Source organism: Rhodococcus sp. NPDC003382, from assembly GCF_053589135.1.
Genome location: NZ_JBSFRH010000011.1, coordinates 1 through 15,459 on the forward strand (window position 1 = coordinate 1; position 15,459 = coordinate 15,459).

At 70.5% G+C, this 15,459-nt stretch carries 15 protein-coding genes, 2 pseudogenes and 1 riboswitch; of the genes and pseudogenes, 8 read left to right on the forward strand and 9 right to left on the reverse strand.

The window, feature by feature from the left end; translation table 11 throughout:
* Positions 1-66: 66 nt before the first annotated feature.
* The 3 genes from ACWDUD_RS09960 to ACWDUD_RS09970 all read right to left on the reverse strand — a co-directional run bounded on the left by ACWDUD_RS09960 (position 67) and on the right by ACWDUD_RS09970 (position 1,754).
* Entirely contained in the window at positions 67-675 is a 609-nt protein-coding gene (locus ACWDUD_RS09960) for a transglycosylase family protein (protein WP_450109209.1), read from the reverse strand.
* A 26-nt stretch (positions 676-701) separates the two neighbouring features.
* Positions 702-874, reverse strand: a riboswitch (cyclic di-AMP (ydaO/yuaA leader).
* A 248-nt stretch (positions 875-1,122) separates the two neighbouring features.
* Positions 1,123-1,515, reverse strand: a complete 393-nt coding sequence (locus tag ACWDUD_RS09965; RefSeq protein WP_450109210.1) for a YccF domain-containing protein — start codon at positions 1,513-1,515, stop codon at positions 1,123-1,125.
* Positions 1,512-1,754 (reverse strand): hypothetical protein, encoded by a 243-nt coding sequence (locus tag ACWDUD_RS09970; RefSeq protein WP_450109211.1) that lies wholly within the window; start codon positions 1,752-1,754, stop codon positions 1,512-1,514. The genes ACWDUD_RS09965 and ACWDUD_RS09970 overlap by 4 nt, the downstream gene beginning before the upstream one ends.
* A 149-nt stretch (positions 1,755-1,903) precedes the next feature.
* Here ACWDUD_RS09970 and ACWDUD_RS09975 point away from each other — a divergent pair, with 149 nt between their 5' ends.
* A complete protein-coding gene (locus ACWDUD_RS09975) occupies positions 1,904-2,317 on the forward strand; it encodes a cold-shock protein (protein ID WP_197252490.1) in 414 nt (137 codons plus the stop codon).
* Between the two features lie 85 nt (positions 2,318-2,402).
* Here the strand turns inward: ACWDUD_RS09975 and ACWDUD_RS09980 are convergent, their stop codons facing one another.
* The 3 genes from ACWDUD_RS09980 to ACWDUD_RS09990 form a co-directional block, all read right to left on the reverse strand.
* A complete protein-coding gene (locus tag ACWDUD_RS09980; protein ID WP_197252491.1) occupies positions 2,403-2,891 on the reverse strand; it encodes a DUF2771 domain-containing protein in 489 nt (162 codons plus the stop codon).
* Between the two features lie 2 nt (positions 2,892-2,893).
* On the reverse strand, positions 2,894-4,612 hold the full coding sequence (locus tag ACWDUD_RS09985) for an MFS transporter (protein ID WP_450109212.1): 1,719 nt from the start codon (positions 4,610-4,612) through the stop codon (positions 2,894-2,896).
* Positions 4,613-4,682: 70 nt separating this feature from the next.
* Positions 4,683-5,519 (reverse strand): glutaminyl-peptide cyclotransferase, encoded by an 837-nt coding sequence (locus ACWDUD_RS09990; protein WP_450109213.1) that lies wholly within the window; start codon positions 5,517-5,519, stop codon positions 4,683-4,685.
* Between the two features lie 71 nt (positions 5,520-5,590).
* On the opposite strand from ACWDUD_RS09990, the pseudogene ACWDUD_RS09995 reads away from it, so the two are divergent.
* The 3 genes and pseudogenes from ACWDUD_RS09995 to ACWDUD_RS10005 form a co-directional block, all read left to right on the forward strand.
* Positions 5,591-6,460 (forward strand): annotated as a pseudogene (locus tag ACWDUD_RS09995) (DUF3027 domain-containing protein); the annotation flags it as partial.
* Positions 6,461-6,698: 238 nt separating this feature from the next.
* Positions 6,699-9,504 (forward strand): annotated as a pseudogene (locus ACWDUD_RS10000) (sacsin N-terminal ATP-binding-like domain-containing protein).
* A complete protein-coding gene (locus ACWDUD_RS10005; RefSeq protein WP_197252853.1) occupies positions 9,501-10,040 on the forward strand; it encodes a phosphatase PAP2 family protein in 540 nt (179 codons plus the stop codon). Before ACWDUD_RS10000 ends, ACWDUD_RS10005 begins: the two are co-directional and overlap by 4 nt.
* 25 nt (positions 10,041-10,065) lie before the next feature.
* Here the strand turns inward: ACWDUD_RS10005 and ACWDUD_RS10010 are convergent, their stop codons facing one another.
* A complete protein-coding gene (locus ACWDUD_RS10010) occupies positions 10,066-10,314 on the reverse strand; it encodes a DUF2530 domain-containing protein (protein WP_197252852.1) in 249 nt (82 codons plus the stop codon).
* An 81-nt stretch (positions 10,315-10,395) separates the two neighbouring features.
* On the opposite strand from ACWDUD_RS10010, the gene ACWDUD_RS10015 reads away from it, so the two are divergent.
* The 4 genes from ACWDUD_RS10015 (at position 10,396) to ACWDUD_RS10030 (ending at position 13,615) form a co-directional block, all read left to right on the forward strand.
* Positions 10,396-11,850, forward strand: coding sequence for an NCS2 family permease (locus ACWDUD_RS10015; RefSeq protein ID WP_420753874.1), 1,455 nt, complete (start codon positions 10,396-10,398; stop codon positions 11,848-11,850).
* 44 nt (positions 11,851-11,894) lie between these two features.
* Complete coding sequence (locus tag ACWDUD_RS10020; RefSeq protein ID WP_197252850.1) at positions 11,895-12,326, forward strand: Rv0880 family HTH-type transcriptional regulator; 432 nt, start codon at positions 11,895-11,897, stop codon at positions 12,324-12,326.
* Positions 12,327-12,539: 213 nt separating this feature from the next.
* Positions 12,540-13,346: a TrmH family RNA methyltransferase gene (locus ACWDUD_RS10025; RefSeq protein WP_197252858.1), complete on the forward strand. Its 807-nt coding sequence runs from the start codon at positions 12,540-12,542 to the stop codon at positions 13,344-13,346.
* Positions 13,343-13,615 carry a DUF2537 domain-containing protein gene (locus ACWDUD_RS10030; RefSeq protein ID WP_197252849.1) on the forward strand — a complete coding sequence of 91 codons (273 nt, stop codon included), beginning with the start codon at positions 13,343-13,345 and terminating at the stop codon, positions 13,613-13,615. Before ACWDUD_RS10025 ends, ACWDUD_RS10030 begins: the two co-directional genes overlap by 4 nt.
* 15 nt (positions 13,616-13,630) lie before the next feature.
* On the opposite strand, the gene ACWDUD_RS10035 is transcribed toward ACWDUD_RS10030, so the two are convergent.
* Positions 13,631-14,338 (reverse strand): DUF6928 family protein, encoded by a 708-nt coding sequence (locus ACWDUD_RS10035; protein WP_450109214.1) that lies wholly within the window; start codon positions 14,336-14,338, stop codon positions 13,631-13,633.
* Positions 14,339-14,349: 11 nt separating this feature from the next.
* On the reverse strand, positions 14,350-15,264 hold the full coding sequence (sepH, locus tag ACWDUD_RS10040) for a septation protein SepH (protein ID WP_450109287.1): 915 nt from the start codon (positions 15,262-15,264) through the stop codon (positions 14,350-14,352).
* Positions 15,265-15,459 lie beyond the last annotated feature (195 nt).

Sequence of the window (15,459 nt, forward strand, 5' to 3'; positions counted from 1 at the left end):
AGCTGCCCAGCACCGGGGTGACCGCCGGGTCCAGCCCGAACGGCAGCTTCGCGGTGTGTGTTCGTGTCAGTTCGGCAGGATGGCCGTGACCTGATCCACCAGGCCCTGATCGACCGGGATTCCGGCGGCGCGCAGCGCCTCGATGCCCTGGGCGAAGCCTTCCTTGGCGCTCTGCGGCGCGAGGAACGGGATGCTGTCCTGCAGGGTCGGCGCGGCCTCGGGAGCGGCCTGCGGAGCAGCCTGCTCCTGCGGCGTCTCGACCTTGTCCGCGAGCGTGCCGGAGGTCGGCGCCGAACGCTGGGTGGGTGCGCTGCTCAGGCCGAGGCTCGAGGAGCAGGACGGCCATGCGCCCCAGCCCTGGCCTTCGAGGACCCGCTCGGCGACGGCGATCTGCTGGTCGCGGGTGGCCTGGTGGGCGGTCGGTGCGTACTGCGTGCCGCCGTAGGCGTTCCAGGTGCTCGGCGAGAACTGCAGGCCGCCCTGGTAGCCGTTGCCGGTGTTGATGCCCCAGTTGCCGCCGGACTCGCACTGCGCGAGGCGGTCCCAGTCGGAATCGGGGGCTGCGTTGGCGGTGCCGCTGAATGCGACGCCGGTGACGCCGAGAACCGCGCTGGTCAGCGCGAACTTCGCGACGGTACGGCCGGTGTTGGTGGGCTTGCGATGGCGTCCGCTCATTGCTCCGGTTCCTCTCCGCACGCGCCTACGAGGTCAGCTGTCGGGTTCGGGCTGAAGAGGTAGCCCGGCCGCGACGCTCCCGCTGGGAGCGATTCGGCTTCACCCCTAGGGCCGTTGCTGGTGCTCGTGCCCGGGTGCCTCCTGGGAACTTCCGCTCCCTGGGAGACCGTGTGGGTCCCCCGTTTCCTGTCCCCTGGATCGTTCGTTGGGGGTCCGGTTCCGCGGGACAGGATTTGGCGCGGCGGATCCGGGTCGGCCGGACCAGTCCGACCGGATTCGAAGGTAACGGTTCCGGGGGCGGAGTGTCACCAATTGATAACGCGCCATGTTTCGCGCGCAAGCAGGTGACCTGGACGGGAGTGCTCGAGAACCCGCAGGTAGCGCCCTATCTGCGGGCGCCCGGCGCGTTCGAGGCCGGAATGTTATCGGGGCGTGATGTGACTAACGTCACAGGTGTGACTGGAGTGATCGGACGGGCACGATGTCCTTGCCGAGGGGCATCAGCGAGATCGGAATCATCTTCAGGTTCGCGATGGCGAGCGGAATCCCGATGATCGTGATCGCCATCGCGACCGCGGTCACGATGTGTTCGATCGCGAGCCACACGCCCGCGACGATCACCCAGATGATGTTGCCGATCAGCGAACCGACCCCGGCCGTCGGCTTGTCGACCACGGTCTTGCCGAACGGCCACAGCGCATACACGCCGATGCGGAACGCCGCGATGCCGAACGGGATCGTGATGATCAGCAGGCAGCAGATGATGCCGGCGAGGAAGTAGCCCAGTGCCAGCCACAGTCCGCCGAAGATCAGCCAGATGACGTTGAGCAGGAACTTCACGATCCACCTCCACGCGCGCGACGGCCCGACCGCAGGGCGAACGCGATTGCCAGCAGGAAGCCCAGCGGCCAGGCCGCGGTCAGCGAATACAGCACCAGGCCCGGTTTGCCGTCCGTGACGACCGGCGTCAGGAAAATCAGGACAACTGCGACGATACCGACGGCGAAGCACACCAGCGCCGCTTTCAGCAGGCCGGTGCCCGGACGCGTAGAAGAATCGGAAGTACCCACGTCGTCCACGGTAGTGGGTCGCGCAGGTACGTGGCCGTCGCACGGGTCGGGGTACACTGGCGGCCGTCTACGCGTCCCGCACCCGATTGCGGGGCGCGTTGTTTTGCATATCCACAGGTGCCCGGACGGGTACAGCTGTCGAGGAGCGGGTGAGCGCGGTGCCAAGCGGCAAGGTGAAGTGGTACGACGTCGAGAAAGGCTTCGGCTTCCTGTCCCAGGAGGAGGGCGAGGACGTCTACGTCCGCGCGTCCGCACTCCCGGAAGGGGTGGAGGCCCTCAAGCCGGGACAGCGCGTCGAGTTCGGCATGGCAGTCGGCCGCCGCGGCCCGCAGGCACTGAGCGTGAAACTGCTCGAACAGCCCACCCTGCGACAGAAGGGTGGTCGCCGCGAGAGCACCGCGGACAAGAAGCGGCGCAGCCCCGACGAACTGCACGGCATGATCGAGGACATGATCAACCTGCTCGAGGCGTCGGTCCAGAAGGACCTGCGGCGCGGCCAGTACCCGGACCGCAAGGCCGCCCAGCGCATCTCCGAGGTGTTGCGCGCCGTCGCCCGCGAGCTCGACTCCTGATTTTCGTCACCGCACTCACGACGAGGGCCTCCGGTGATGCACCGGAGGCCCTCGTCGTTGAAGCTCGGGTCGTGTGACGGATCGGTCAGTACGTCTGGAGTGCCCAGACCGCGTGGGCGATCGCGGTGCCCGTCTCGTCCTGCACGGCCGACGGCAGCTGGATCTCGACGCCGAGCAGCTGGATCGACGGATCGGACGGGACGGTGACCGCGCGCTGCTCACCGGGCTCGAAGAGGCGCCCGTCCACGAACGTCTGGCCCGTCTTGGGATCGCCGTAGACGACGATCAGGCGCCACGGGGCGTCGGAGATCTCGGACGGCAGCGACAACTGCAGCGGGAACCCGGCCGGAACGTCGAGCATGCCCAGCGGATTCTCGACGCATTCCTCCAGGTAGAGGTTGCAGTGCTGGGTCGGCTCGACCGTCACGCTCTTGCCGTGCGCGAAGGCGGTGATCGTCGGGAGCTGCGGTTCGGCCGAGTCGACGAGCTTCCACACCACCGCGGCGAGACCACCCGCCGCCAGCAATACGACCACCGCGATCAGCGCGATGATCTTCTTCGTCCGGGCCTGCAGCGTCATCTGATTCCGTTCCTGCTCGAATGTCCGGTCGCGCGCGGGGTGCGCCGGCCGGCGGTCTCTTGGTCGGCGTGCTCGGGACGTTTACCGCCCAATCCGGGCAGCAGCGTCTTCCCACGGTAGGTCAGGATCGTCTGGGTCAGTCCCAGAACCAGCACCACCGTGACGACACCGAAGCCGATCCAGTATTCGGGCGGCAACAGCACCCCCAGCGCGCCGCCGGCCACCCAGCTCAGCTGGAGCACCGTCTCCGAACGTCCGAACCCGGACGCGATCGATTCCTCCGGCAGATCCTGCTGCAGCGACGCGTCCAGCGACACCTTCGCCAGGGCGCTCGCACACGCCGCGACCAGCGCCGCGGCGGCGGCCGCGAAGATGTTGTCCGTCGCCGCGACGATCGCGGACACGATCACCACCGCCGCGGTGCAGCGGACGACGACGAGCGCGGGACGACCCAGCGCCAGCCGCGCCCCCGTCGCGTTGCCGGCGAAGTTGCCGATCGCCGCGGCCGCGCCGACCAGGCCCAGCATCGCGGCCTGCACGAGCGGGTCGTGCTCGGTCTTGGACTTCGCGACGAACGCGATGAACAGGGTCAGGAATCCGGTCAGCACCCGGATCGTGCCGTTGCCCCACAGTCCGGTGACCACCGCCCGGCCCAGCGGCTGACGGCGTCGCGTGCCGGGCGGGGTGATCACCTCCGTCTTGGTGTCGAGCATCTCGGTGCGGGCCTCGGACCCGTGATAGGACAGCGTCGCCGGGACCTCGCCCTCGGTGACCTCCACCCACGCGGGGATCCGCATGCTCAGGTACGCGCCGAACGCGGTGATGCCGGCGCACAGCCACAGCGCACCCGACGAGCCGAACAGCCACGCCGCGGCGCCAGCGACCGCACCGGCACCCAAGGTGCCGCCGACCAGGCCGAACACGGTCAGCCGGGAATTGACCCGGACAAGATCGATCTCCGGGGGCAGCACCCGGGGTGTCACCGCCGATTTCAGCACCGAGAACGATTTGCTCAGCACCATCATCGCCAGCGCCGCCGGGTACAGGCCCCAACTGTCGAAGTTGAACACGAGCACCACCGCAAGGACGCAGCGCAGCGCGAACGACGCCGCCAGCGCCAGCCGGCGACCGTGCTGCAACCGATCCAGCAACGGGCCGATCAGCGGGGCGATGATCGCGAAGGGGGCGATCGTGATGAGCAGGTACAGCGCGACCTTCGTCTTGTCCTCGCCGGTCGCGGCCGAGAAGAACAAGGTGTTCGCCAGCGCTACCGCGATCGCCGCGTCGCTCGCGAAGTTCGCCATCGTCGCGTACATCAGCGCCGTCAGCCCGGACTTGTCGGCGCCGTCCGCGGTGGCCGCGCGCCGGAACGTGGCGATGCCCTTGTTCGTCAGCTCCCGGCTGCGCAGGGCCGCGACCCGGGTCACGGTCAGCTTCCGCGGCATCCGCGGGGCGCGCGGTGCGTCGGACTCCGAGGCCGCGCGCGCGTCGTCGCGGGGTTTGCGATTCCCGTCGAGGGGGTGCAGCGGCGGCAGCGGAGTGCGCCGCGACCCGATGTGCCGCGGGGGCGGATAGTTCCGGTAGCCGGGATGGCTCGCCTCGGGGTCGGGCCGGCCGGGACGCGAGGAGCGCGGAGCCGAACGGGAGTCGCTGCCGTCGGCGTCGGCACGGCCGCGCGCCGGGTCGGCGGGTCGGCGCTCGTCCGGATCGGTCACGCCTCCGATTCTTCCCCACCGTCCCCCGGGGGCGCAGACAGGTCCCGGCGTGAGATGTGATCCATGGTGCTCACGGGACGAATCGCACCTCGAACATCGTGGGCCAGTACTTGCCGGTGACGAGGAACCGGTCGGTGCCCGGCACCTGCGCGATCCCGTTGAGAACGTCGATCTCCGCGCGCTGCTCGTCGGTGAGCGCGTCGCGCAGGGCACCGGCGTCGATGGTCGCGGTCACGCGCCCTGAGCCCGGGTCGATGCGGACGATCCGGTCGGTCTGCCACACGTTCGCGTAGACGGATCCGTCCTCGGCGCACTCGAGCTCGTTGAGGTTGTCGATCTCACGGCCGTCGACGCGGACGGTCGTGCTGCCGAGCACGTCGAAGGTCGCCGGATCCCGGAACGTCAGTGTGGACGAACCGTCGCTCATCACCAGACGGTCCCCGGCCGCGCACACGCCCCAGCCCTGGCCGTCGTACTCGACGTGGTCGCGGGGAGTCAGCGTGTCGCGGTCGCGGGCGATGGCCACCCCGTCCTTCCAGGTCAGCTGCCACACCGTGTCCCCGGCCACGGTGATGCCCTCACCGAACATGTCGTCGGGAACAGGTACCCGCGTGCGTTCGACGCCGGTGTCGAGGGCCCGCGCCGACAGGTACGACCGGCCGCTCCGGCCCGTGCCCTCGAGCAGTTCGCCGTCGGAGATCTCGAGCCCCTGGGTGAACGCTTCGGGATCGTGCGGCCGGGTCGCGACGATCTCGACGCGCAGCCGGTCGGCGGGCGGACCGGGGTCGGGGACGGGTTCGTCGCCGCACCCGGCGAGGATTCCGGCGGCGAGCAGCGCGGTGGCCGGGGCCAGGACACCGGTGGTTCGGATCGGCCCGGGGAGTTTGCTGCCCTGTCGCGGTCGCACGCTGCCATCATCGCAGTCGTCGGCCGCCGTCCCGGCGGCCAAGGGTCGCGCTCCCGTTCGGGTGCGGCAGAATGGGAGCCGTGAGTGCTGTGTCTTCTGCTGATGCCCCCAGCGCGGAAAGCTCCGCCGAGGCTGTGCGACCTGTCCTCGCCGATGCGGTCGACATCGCCCGCGCGGCTCTCGACGAGCTCGGCGAAGGCGGGATCGGCCCGCATCTGGGTGTGACCGCGGAGAACGACTGCGCGGCCACCCACCGTTTCGTCGCCGACCTGCCCGGTTACCGCGGTTGGCAGTGGGCGGTCGTCGTGGCCGCTGCTCCGGAGTCCGATCACGTCACCGTCAGCGAGCTGGCGTTGCTGCCCGGACCCGACGCGCTGATCGCACCCGAATGGCTTCCGTGGAGCGAGCGGATCCGCCCCGGCGACCTCGGCCCCGGCGACCTGCTGGCCCCCGCCCCCGGCGATCCCCGCCTGGTGCCCGGATACGTCGAGACCGGCGACCCAGAGGTCGACGAAACCGCACTCGAGATCGGTCTCGGCCGTCGCCAGGTCATGAGCCTGGAAGGTCGCCTCGACGCGGCCCAGCGCTGGTTCGAGGCATACGGGCCGGACACCGAGATGGCGAAGGCCGCCCCGTCGACCTGCATGCTGTGCGGATTCTTCCTGCCGCTCGCCGGGTCGCTGCACGCGGCGTTCGGGGTCTGTGGAAACGAGTTCGCCGCGGACGGGCACGTCGTGCACGCCCAGTACGGCTGCGGTGCCCATTCGGACACCACCCTTCCGACCGGTGCGGGTTCGCCCCGTTTCGACGCGTACGACGACGCGGCGGTGGAGATCGTCGCGACCGCCGCGCCGGCGGAGTCGGACACCGCCGCGCCGGCGGAGTCGGGCACCGTCGAGGCCGAAGGGCCCGAGCAGCCCGCCGAGCCGACTGTCACCGAGGAGTCGACGGTCACCGACGAGGTGCCCGCCAGCGAGGAGCCGACGGTCACCGATCAGGTGCCCGCTGCCGAGGAGCCGAGCGCCACCGACGAGGCGCCCGCCGAGGAGCCGACGGTCACCGACGAGGCGCCCGCCGAGGAACCGACTGCCACCCACGAAGCGCCCGCCGAGGAGCCCACTGTCACCGACGAGGCGACGACCAGCGACGACACCGGCCGGCCGGAACAGACCGACTGACGTGACCCAGGCCGACCCCGCGGACCCGTTCGGTACCGCGGCGCTGCGGGACGGCACGCTGCTCGCGTGGCGGTCGTCGCCCACCCGCCTGCGGGAGGACACCGCCACCGAATCGGACCTCGTCCGTGCCGGCTACCGCGACCGGGTACTCACCGAACTCGCCCAGAACGCCGCCGACGCCGCGACCCGCGCGGGCATCACCGGCGCGATGCGGGTGTGGCTCGGCGACGACGGCCTGCACGTCGCCAACACCGGTTCCCCCGCTGGACGGCCCCGGCGTGCAGGCGCTGACAGCGCTGCGGGCGTCCGCGAAGACCGGGGGAGTCGGACGCTTCGGTGTCGGCTTCACCGCCGTCCTCGCGGTCTCCGACGACATCGAGATCCGGTCCCGGACCGGATCGATCCGCTTCTCCGCCGAGCGCACCCGCGCGGTGTTGCGCGAGCACGACCTGACGCCACCGCGGTCCGGAGTGCCGGTCCTGCGCCTGGCGTGGCCCACCGCCGAACCTCCCGTGTCCGGCTCCGACACCGAGATCGTGCTGCGGTTGCGCCCGGATGTCGACGCGCGGGCCCTGCTCGACGGATTCCGCGCCGAAGCCGCGGAACTGCTGCTGGAACTGCCCGCCCTCGGCTCGATCACCGTCGGCGACGACGAACTGATCCGCACCCGCACGGACCTCGGCGGCGGCGTCCACGAGATCGTCGTCGGTGAACGCCGCTGGTGGGAGGGCGAAGGACCGCACGCGCGCTGGCTGGTTCCCGTCACCGCCGCCGGGGAGATCACGCCCCTCGGCGACGACGTGCTGCGCGCCCCCACCCGGTCCGACGAGGAACTGTCGCTGCCCGTCCTCGTCGTCGCCGACGTGCCGATGCAGCCGGACCGGCGGCGGCTGCTGCCCGGCGCCCCGCTCGACCGGATCGCCGAGGGCTACGCGCGGTTCGCCGCGGCCCTGCCCGCGGACCAGCGGATCGCGCTGGTACCGGTGCCCGGGTTCGCGCGCAGCGAGGCCGACGGACTGCTCCGGGAGGCCGTGCTCGCGGAACTGCGCACCCACCCCTGGCTTCCCGCCGCCGCTGGCGGCGGCAGCCGCCACCAGATCGCCCGCGGTGGCGACGACCTGGTGCCCGAACGCGCGACGGCGCTGGACGGGCTCACCGACGAACTGGCCGAGGCCCTCGCCGACGTCGTGCCCGGTCTCGTCGCGCCCGCGCTGTGCGGGCCGCGGTACGCGTCGCTGCTCGCCGCGGTGGACGTGCACCGGATCGGCCCGGCCCGGGTTGCCGAACTGCTCGCCGGACTCGACCGCGACCCGCAGTGGTGGCGCCGGTTGTACGACGCGCTCGAGCCGCTCGTCGTGGACGCGGTGGTCGCGGAGGAACTCGCGTCGATTCCGGTGCCGCTGTCGGACGGGCGTCTCGTCACCGGTCCGCGCACCACCGTGCTCGGAGCCGATCTGGGGGTGGACGGCCCGCTCGTGCTGCCGTGGGTGCGGCTGGTGCACCCGGACGCCGCTCACCCGTTGCTCGCGCGGCTCGGGGCCGGCACCGTCACCGCCGTCGATCTGCTGTCGGACCCCGCGCTGTTCGCCGCCGTCGAGGACGTCGACCCCGACGACGACGAAGCCGCCGCGGAACTCGCCGACACGGTGCTGCGGCTCGCCGGGCACGTTCCCGGCGGCTCCCTGCCCCGCGATCTCGGGGCCCTGCTGCTGCCCGACGTCGACGGCGAGCTGGTTCCCGCCGACGAACTGCTCCTGCCCGATGCGCCCCTCGCCGATGTTCTCGTCGACGAATCACCTTTCGGGACAGTCGATTCCAAGGTGATCGACCGGTACGGCGTGGACGCGTTGCGGGCCGTCGGGGTCGGCTGGGGTTTCACCGTGCTGCGCGCGGAATTGCCCACCGGTCCGGACCACGACCTGCCCGACGAGGGGCAGTGGTGGGAGACGGTCGACACCGACCCGGACACCCTCGTCGCGGTCCGCGACCTCGACCTCGTCGACGAAACCCGATGGGCAAGAGCCCTGACGCTGCTCGCCGCGGATCCCGACACCGCCGACGCGCTGGCCGACCGCGAGGGGTACACCGCGTGGTGGCTGCGCACCTACGCGGTTCTCGACGGGCAGCCGCTGGGACGATTGCGCGCCCCCGACGACACGACCTTCGAGGGCCTGCTCGATCCGTGCCCGCACCCCGACGCCGACCGGCTGCGGGCGTGCCTGGCGTCGCCGGTCGTCGACAGCACCGCACTGGCCGCGCTGCTGCTCGACCGCCTAGCGGACCCGGACCGTGACCCGGCACCCGCGGTCGTCGCCGCCGCGCACGGTGCCCTCGCCGCCGCGTACGCGTCCGGGGTTCTCGACGTCGCCGCACTGGACCTGCCGGACGCCGTGCGCAGCATCGCCGGGACCGTCGTCGACGCGGCCGACGCGCTCGTGCTCGACCGTCCGTGGCTCGCCGCCGTCGTCCCCGCGGAACGGATCGTGATGGGCACCACGGCAACTGCGGGTGCACTCGCCGAACTGCTCGACCTCCCGCTCGCGTCCGACACGGTGTCCGCCGAACCGACCGGCCCGGGCCGGGCCACCGAATGGTCGCGGGAACCGCAGGCCGTGCTCGCCGCCGCGACCACCGGGGTGCCCCTGCCCCGGGGACCGCTGACCGTTCACGACCGGCTCGTCGTGAGCTGTTCGGGTGCGGTGACGGGGGAGCGCGAGGTGGCCTGGTGGGTGGACCGATCCGGCACCACCCACTGCACGCCCGCCGGGTTCGCCGCCGCCGTGGCGAGCGGTGGTGCCGGGTCGTGAGCGTCGACGTCGCGGTACTCGACTGGATGCTCGGCGTCCGGGAGCCGCCGATCACGACCGCCGTCACCGTCGTCACCCACACCGGCGGCACGGTGGGGGTCACGATCCTCGCGATCGTCGCGACCCTGTTGCTGATGCGTGCGTCGCGGCCGCAGGACGCGCTGCTCGTCGCCGGCGCGGTTCTCACCGGCTGGCCCGTGATGAGCCTGCTCAAGCTGCTGTTCGGTCGTGCCCGGCCGCCGCAGCCGGAGCGGCTGGTGGACCTGTCGACGCACTCGTTCCCGTCCGGCCACGCGATGATGTCGGCGATCCTGGCGGTCACGCTCGCGGCCGTTCTCGCCCGGTCCGCGCGTCCGCAGGGCCCGTGGCGCGCGGCGCTCTACGCCGGTCTCGCCGGCTACACCGTGGCCGTCGGACTCTCCCGCGTCTACCTCGCGGCGCACTGGCTGACCGACGTCGTGGCCGGCTGGATCCTCGGGTCGCTGTGGGCTCTGCTGTGGGTGTGGTTGGTCACGCGGGTGCGGATCCGTCGCTGACGCACCCGGCTCGCGGCCCGATCCGTCAGTTCAGCCCGACCTGTGCCCCGCGCCGGCCGCGGCGCGCGGCGCGCCGCTGAACGAGGAAGAGCGCAGATCCCAGCAGCCCCACCACGATTCCGGCCACGCACACCGGAAGCGCCGCCGACCAGCGGTCTCCGACGACGAGAACGACGATCGTCGCGACGAGCCACGCGACGGTGCCGAGGGCGAGCGCGGGCCGGGGATCGGCGAGGCGTCGGACCTGCGCGGCAACGTCATCTGCGTCTTTCACAATTTGCAGACTAGTAGTTCCGCGCTGCAATAATCTCCCGGTTGCGACTCGAGCAAATCTTCTCCGGAGTGGATATTCGACATGGCCGTAGGCACCGGTTTACTGGACACCTATTTCAAGATCACCGAACGTGGTTCTACGGTGTCCCGGGAAGTCCGCGGCGGTGTGGTCACCTTCGTCGCGATGGCCTACATCGTGGTGCTCAATCCGCTCATCCTCGGTAGCTTCTCGCCCGAGGACGCCACCGCCAAGGTCGACGTGCTCGGCAACATCCTGCCGATCAACCAGGTCGCCGCGGTCACGGCACTCGTCGCCGGACTGATGAGCATCGTGTTCGGCATCATCGCCAACTATCCGTTCGCGCTCGCCGCGGGCCTGGGCATCAACAGTCTGCTCGCGGTGACCATCGCGCCGCAGGTGACGTGGCCGGAGGCGATGGGCCTGGTCGTCATCGACGGCATCATCATCGTGGTCCTCGCACTGACCGGATTCCGGACCGCGGTGTTCAATGCGATTCCGCCGGAACTCAAATCGGCCATCGCCGCCGGCATCGGTGCGTTCATCGCGTTCATCGGCCTCGTCGACGCCGGTTTCGTCCGCCGCATCCCCGACGCCGCCGGCACCACCGTGCCCGTCGGTCTCGGCATCGACGGCTCGATTGCGTCGTGGCCTACCGCGGTGTTCGTCTTCGGTGTGCTGCTGATGGGTGTGCTGGTCGTGCGCAAGGTGCGTGGCGGTCTGCTCATCGGCATCGTGATCACCACGGTGGTCGCGGCGATCGTCGAGGCGCTCACCGACGTCGGGCCGTCGATGGGCACCAACCCGAAGGGCTGGAACCTGAGCACCCCCGAGGTGCCCGGGCAGGTGGCCGGCATGCCCGATCTGAGCCTGGTCGGTGATGTCGACCTGTTCGGTGCCTTCACCCGCATCGGCGTGATCGCCGCGACGCTGCTCGTGTTCACCCTGGTGCTCGCGAACTTCTTCGACGCGATGGGCACGATGACCGGACTCGGTAAGGAAGCCGGTCTGGTCGACAAGGACGGCAACCTGCCCAACGTGGGCCGCGCCCTCGTCGTCGAGGGCACCGGTGCCATCGTCGGTGGCGCTGCCTCGTCGTCGTCGAACACCGTGTTCGTCGAGTCCGCGTCGGGTATCGCCGACGGCGCCCGCACCGGCCTGGCGAACGTCGTCACCGGTGTGCTGTTCCTCGCCGCGATGTTCCTGACGCCGCTGTACGAGATGGTGCCGATCGAGGCCGCCGCGCCCGCCCTGATCGTGGTGGGCGCCCTGATGATCGGGCAGGTCCGGGACATCGACTTCAGCAAATTCGAGGTCGCGTTGCCGGCGTTCCTGACCATCCTGGTGATGCCGTTCACCTACTCGATCGCCAACGGCATCGGCGTGGGCTTCATCACCTGGGTGGTGCTGCACGCGGCGAGCGGGAAAATCCGCACGCTACATCCGCTGATGTGGGTCGTAGCAGCATTGTTCACGGCATATTTCGTGGTGGATCCCATCACCAACGTGCTCACCTAGAACATGTGTCGGTAGTTTCCATGGCATAACGTATTGTGCTCGCCATGACATCGGAAACACGTGCACTGGCGGGCGATCTCGCCCTGGCTGTCGTGCGCCTGACGCGTCATTTGCGGGGGAGACGCACCGATTCGCGAGTGTCCCTGACCCAGCTGTCGGCCATGTCGACGCTGAGCCAGGATGGAGCGATGACCCCCGGGGCACTTGCCGCGCGTGAGAAGGTCCAGCCACCGTCGATGACACGCGTCATCGCATCACTCAACGATCTCGGTCTGGTGGAGCGCACGCCGCACCCGACCGACGGCCGTCAGATCATCGTCGACCTGTCCGAGGCGGGGCGGGAACTGCTGCGCGACGAGGCGCAGGCACGGGAGGCGTGGCTGACGGAGCGGCTGCAGCAACTCGATCAGAAGAGTCTCGACACGTTGCGCGAGGCGGTGGGCATCCTCACCACGCTCGTCACCGAGGACAAGTAACCACCTGCTCGTCGGTACGGCGGCGGCGACCGTGCCGCACCCGTACCGACGAGACCGACATCACCGCGCTGCGGACGGTCGTCGCCCTGTGACCGGCCGGTCGTCGACGCAGCGCTCCCGGCCGCAGCGGCCTGGCAGCGCGACATTCCGGTGGACCCGGATTCCCTCGCCCCGACGCCTGCACGCGAGGCGTGAACTGGGACAATGGGCGACGTGGTTCACGTCATCGACATCGACGATCCCGCCGACCCACGGCTGGACGATTTCCGCGATCTCAACTCCTCGGATCGCCGCCCCGATCTCCCGGGCGGCAAGGGCCTGGTCATCGCGGAGGGCGTGTTCGTCGTGCAGCGCATGCTCGACTCGCGGTTCACGCCCAACAGCCTGCTCGGCGTCGACCGCCGGCTCGGGGAACTCGCCGACGACCTGCGCGATGTCGACGTGCCGTACTACCGCGCCTCCGCCGAGGTGATGGCCGAGGTGGTCGGGTTCCACCTGAACCGGGGTGTTCTCGCCGCCGCGTCCCGCCCCGAACCCCTCGACCTCGGGGACGTGCTAGAGAAGGCGACGACCGTCGCGGTGCTCGAGGGCGTCAACGATCACGAGAACATCGGCTCGATGTTCCGCAACGCCGCCGGTCTCGGCGTCGACGCCGTGCTCTTCGGCAAGGGCTGCGCCGACCCGCTGTATCGCCGCGCGGTGCGCGTGTCCATGGGCCACGTGCTGCGTGTGCCGTTCGCGCACCTGCCGAACTGGCCGCACGACCTCGATCTGCTGCGCGGTCGCGGTTTCCAGTTGATCTCGCTCACGCCGAACCCTCGGGCTGTTACCCTCGCCGAAGCGATGACGGGGGAGAAGGTGGCTTTGTTGCTCGGTGCCGAAGGTCCGGGACTGACCGAGCACGCGATGCGTGCCACCGACGTGCGAGCGCGTATCCCCATGGCGCCGGGCACCGATTCGCTCAATGTCGCGACCGCTGCCGCCATGGCGTTCTACGAGCGGGTGCGGATCCCGAGATGACTCGCTCCGCTCCCTCGGCAACCCCGTGGGCAACCGGTCTGACCCTCACGGCGTTCGCGCTCATCGTGACCGTCGTGACGGTCGTCGCGTTCGGTTCGGTGCTGGTGGGCATCAGTCCGGTGCTCGCCTTCGGGGTCAACCTGGTCGCCGGTGCGGGTGCCGCCCCGACCTTGTGGGTGTGGAGCCGGATTCCGTTGTGGCGCTGGGTGGCTGTGGGTGTCGCCGCGGGCATTCCCCTCGGCTGGCTGATCCTGCTGACGTCGTTGTGATCTCCGGTTCGGCCGTCAGCGGAGGAGTCCCCACCAGCGACGTCGCCGTCGTTCCGGCGGTGGAGTGAAATCCGTTGCGGGCGGCGGTGTCTCGCCGTCGCGGTAGAGACCGAACCGCCAGACCTCGATGTCGGCCGGATCCGGCTCTCCGGATTCGCGGCCGATGTACCGGAAGCCGAGCCAGGCCGCGTTGGCGGTCTCGACGAGACGGCGCGGATGGAACGGCAGTGCCTGCGGGGGAGGGGTGACATCGACGGGCCAGCGCACAGGATGGTCACCGGCCCAGAACGGCCGTTCCCACACGAACGGCACGCCGTGATCCTCGAAGATGTCGACGGTCGTCGCGCTGAACGCGCGTCGCAGTTCCCCGTGGTGCCACTGCGCGAACGCCCCCAGAGCCCGCGGCGGATCCGACCGGATCAGGTAGGTGTGCTCGGAACCCAGTGTGTGCGTCCAGGTTTCGGGCGTCTTCGACGGCTGCTGCGGCAGGTCGGGACTGCACACCACCGTGACACCCGGATAGCTGCCCACGTACACCCGGTCCCGCTCCGCGCACGCGGCGGCCTCTACCAGCGGAACCCGTTCCAGCGGAACCGAATTCAGATCCGGATAGAGTCGCCCCACGAGCGCATGCGCGGAATCGCGGTCCGGGCGGGCGGAGCACAACACCGCGGCCGGTTCGGGGGCGTCGACGTACCAGAGGGTCGAGACGGACGCCGCCATCGGGACGTTCCTCAGGCGCGTCCGTTGCTGCGCACGCCGAGGAGCACGTCGTCCCAGGACGGCAGCGCGGGCTTGCCGCGCTTGTCCTTGCCCGGCGTGTGCTGCGGTGCCAGCTTGGGCTGCGGATCGTCCTCGGGCTCGGCCACGGCCTCGACGTCCTCGTCGGAGTCGACGGCCGGGGTCTCGGCCTCGGCCGTGACCTGCTGCTCGGCCGGCTCCGGCTCCGCTCGATCCAGGGTGATCGGCTCCGCGGCGGCCGACGCCCGCTCGCCCACCGTGTCGGTGTCGAGGGTGTCGTCGACGTCCCGAGCCGAGTACACCGGCGTCAGATACCGCAGTGGCCGGGCGCAGTCCGGATCGACGAGGTCGCTCGCGATGTCGTCGAGCGCGACGATCGTGCCGCCGTGCGCGTCGGGCTGATACCGCCAGTGCGCACTGTTGGTGGACCGTCCCGCGTTCCACTGCAGCTGCGCGACCCAGTGGCCGTCGTCGTCGCGCCACGCGTCCCAGGTCGCGGCGTCGATGTTGTGACCGCGGGTGCGGAAGGCCTGCGTGACGATCTCGAGTAGGGTTTCGACCGCGGGGCCGTCCGGCCGGACCGGGTGACCCTGCTGCGCCATCTCCGCGGCCCGCGACCGCTCGAGCAGCACCGGGTAGGCGAAACGCTCGACCTTCGCCATCGGAATGCCGGCTTCCTCGGCGACCTGCTCCACGGATGCGCCGCTGCGGATCCGGGCCTGGATCTCGCGGGGGCGGAGCTGGCTGTTGGTCTCGATCTGGATCTGGCCGAGACGCGCGAGGTCGCCGCGGGCGGCGGCGCGCAGGGTGTCGTCGACAGGGATGCGGAACTTGTCGCCGGTCGCGGGATCCGCGAGCACGACGTGGGAACCGTCGGGCTCGAGGCCGACCACTCGAAGCTCTCGCACCATGACCTCCTCGCGCCGGTTCGCGACTGACCCGCCCGACTGTAACGGAACGGTGGGGGCGGTGAGGTCAGGACACGCCGCGCCACGCCCGGCGGGTTGTCGTGCAACCTCCCCCGGGACGCGCTATGGTGCTGGGTTCACTGGAAGTCTCGACCAGGAGTCGAGGGTTTCACCCGGGGTGGGAAACAGCGGAGG

Coding starts and splice junctions, on each gene's coding strand:
- ACWDUD_RS09960 (WP_450109209.1), bottom strand. CDS start 675: ATGAGCGGACGCCATCGCAAGCCCACCAACACCGGCCGTACCGTCGCG.
- ACWDUD_RS10015 (WP_420753874.1), top strand. CDS start 10,396: ATGGCCGTAGGCACCGGTTTACTGGACACCTATTTCAAGATCACCGAA.
- ACWDUD_RS10020 (WP_197252850.1), top strand. CDS start 11,895: ATGACATCGGAAACACGTGCACTGGCGGGCGATCTCGCCCTGGCTGTC.
- ACWDUD_RS10030 (WP_197252849.1), top strand. CDS start 13,343: ATGACTCGCTCCGCTCCCTCGGCAACCCCGTGGGCAACCGGTCTGACC.
- ACWDUD_RS10035 (WP_450109214.1), bottom strand. CDS start 14,338: ATGGCGGCGTCCGTCTCGACCCTCTGGTACGTCGACGCCCCCGAACCG.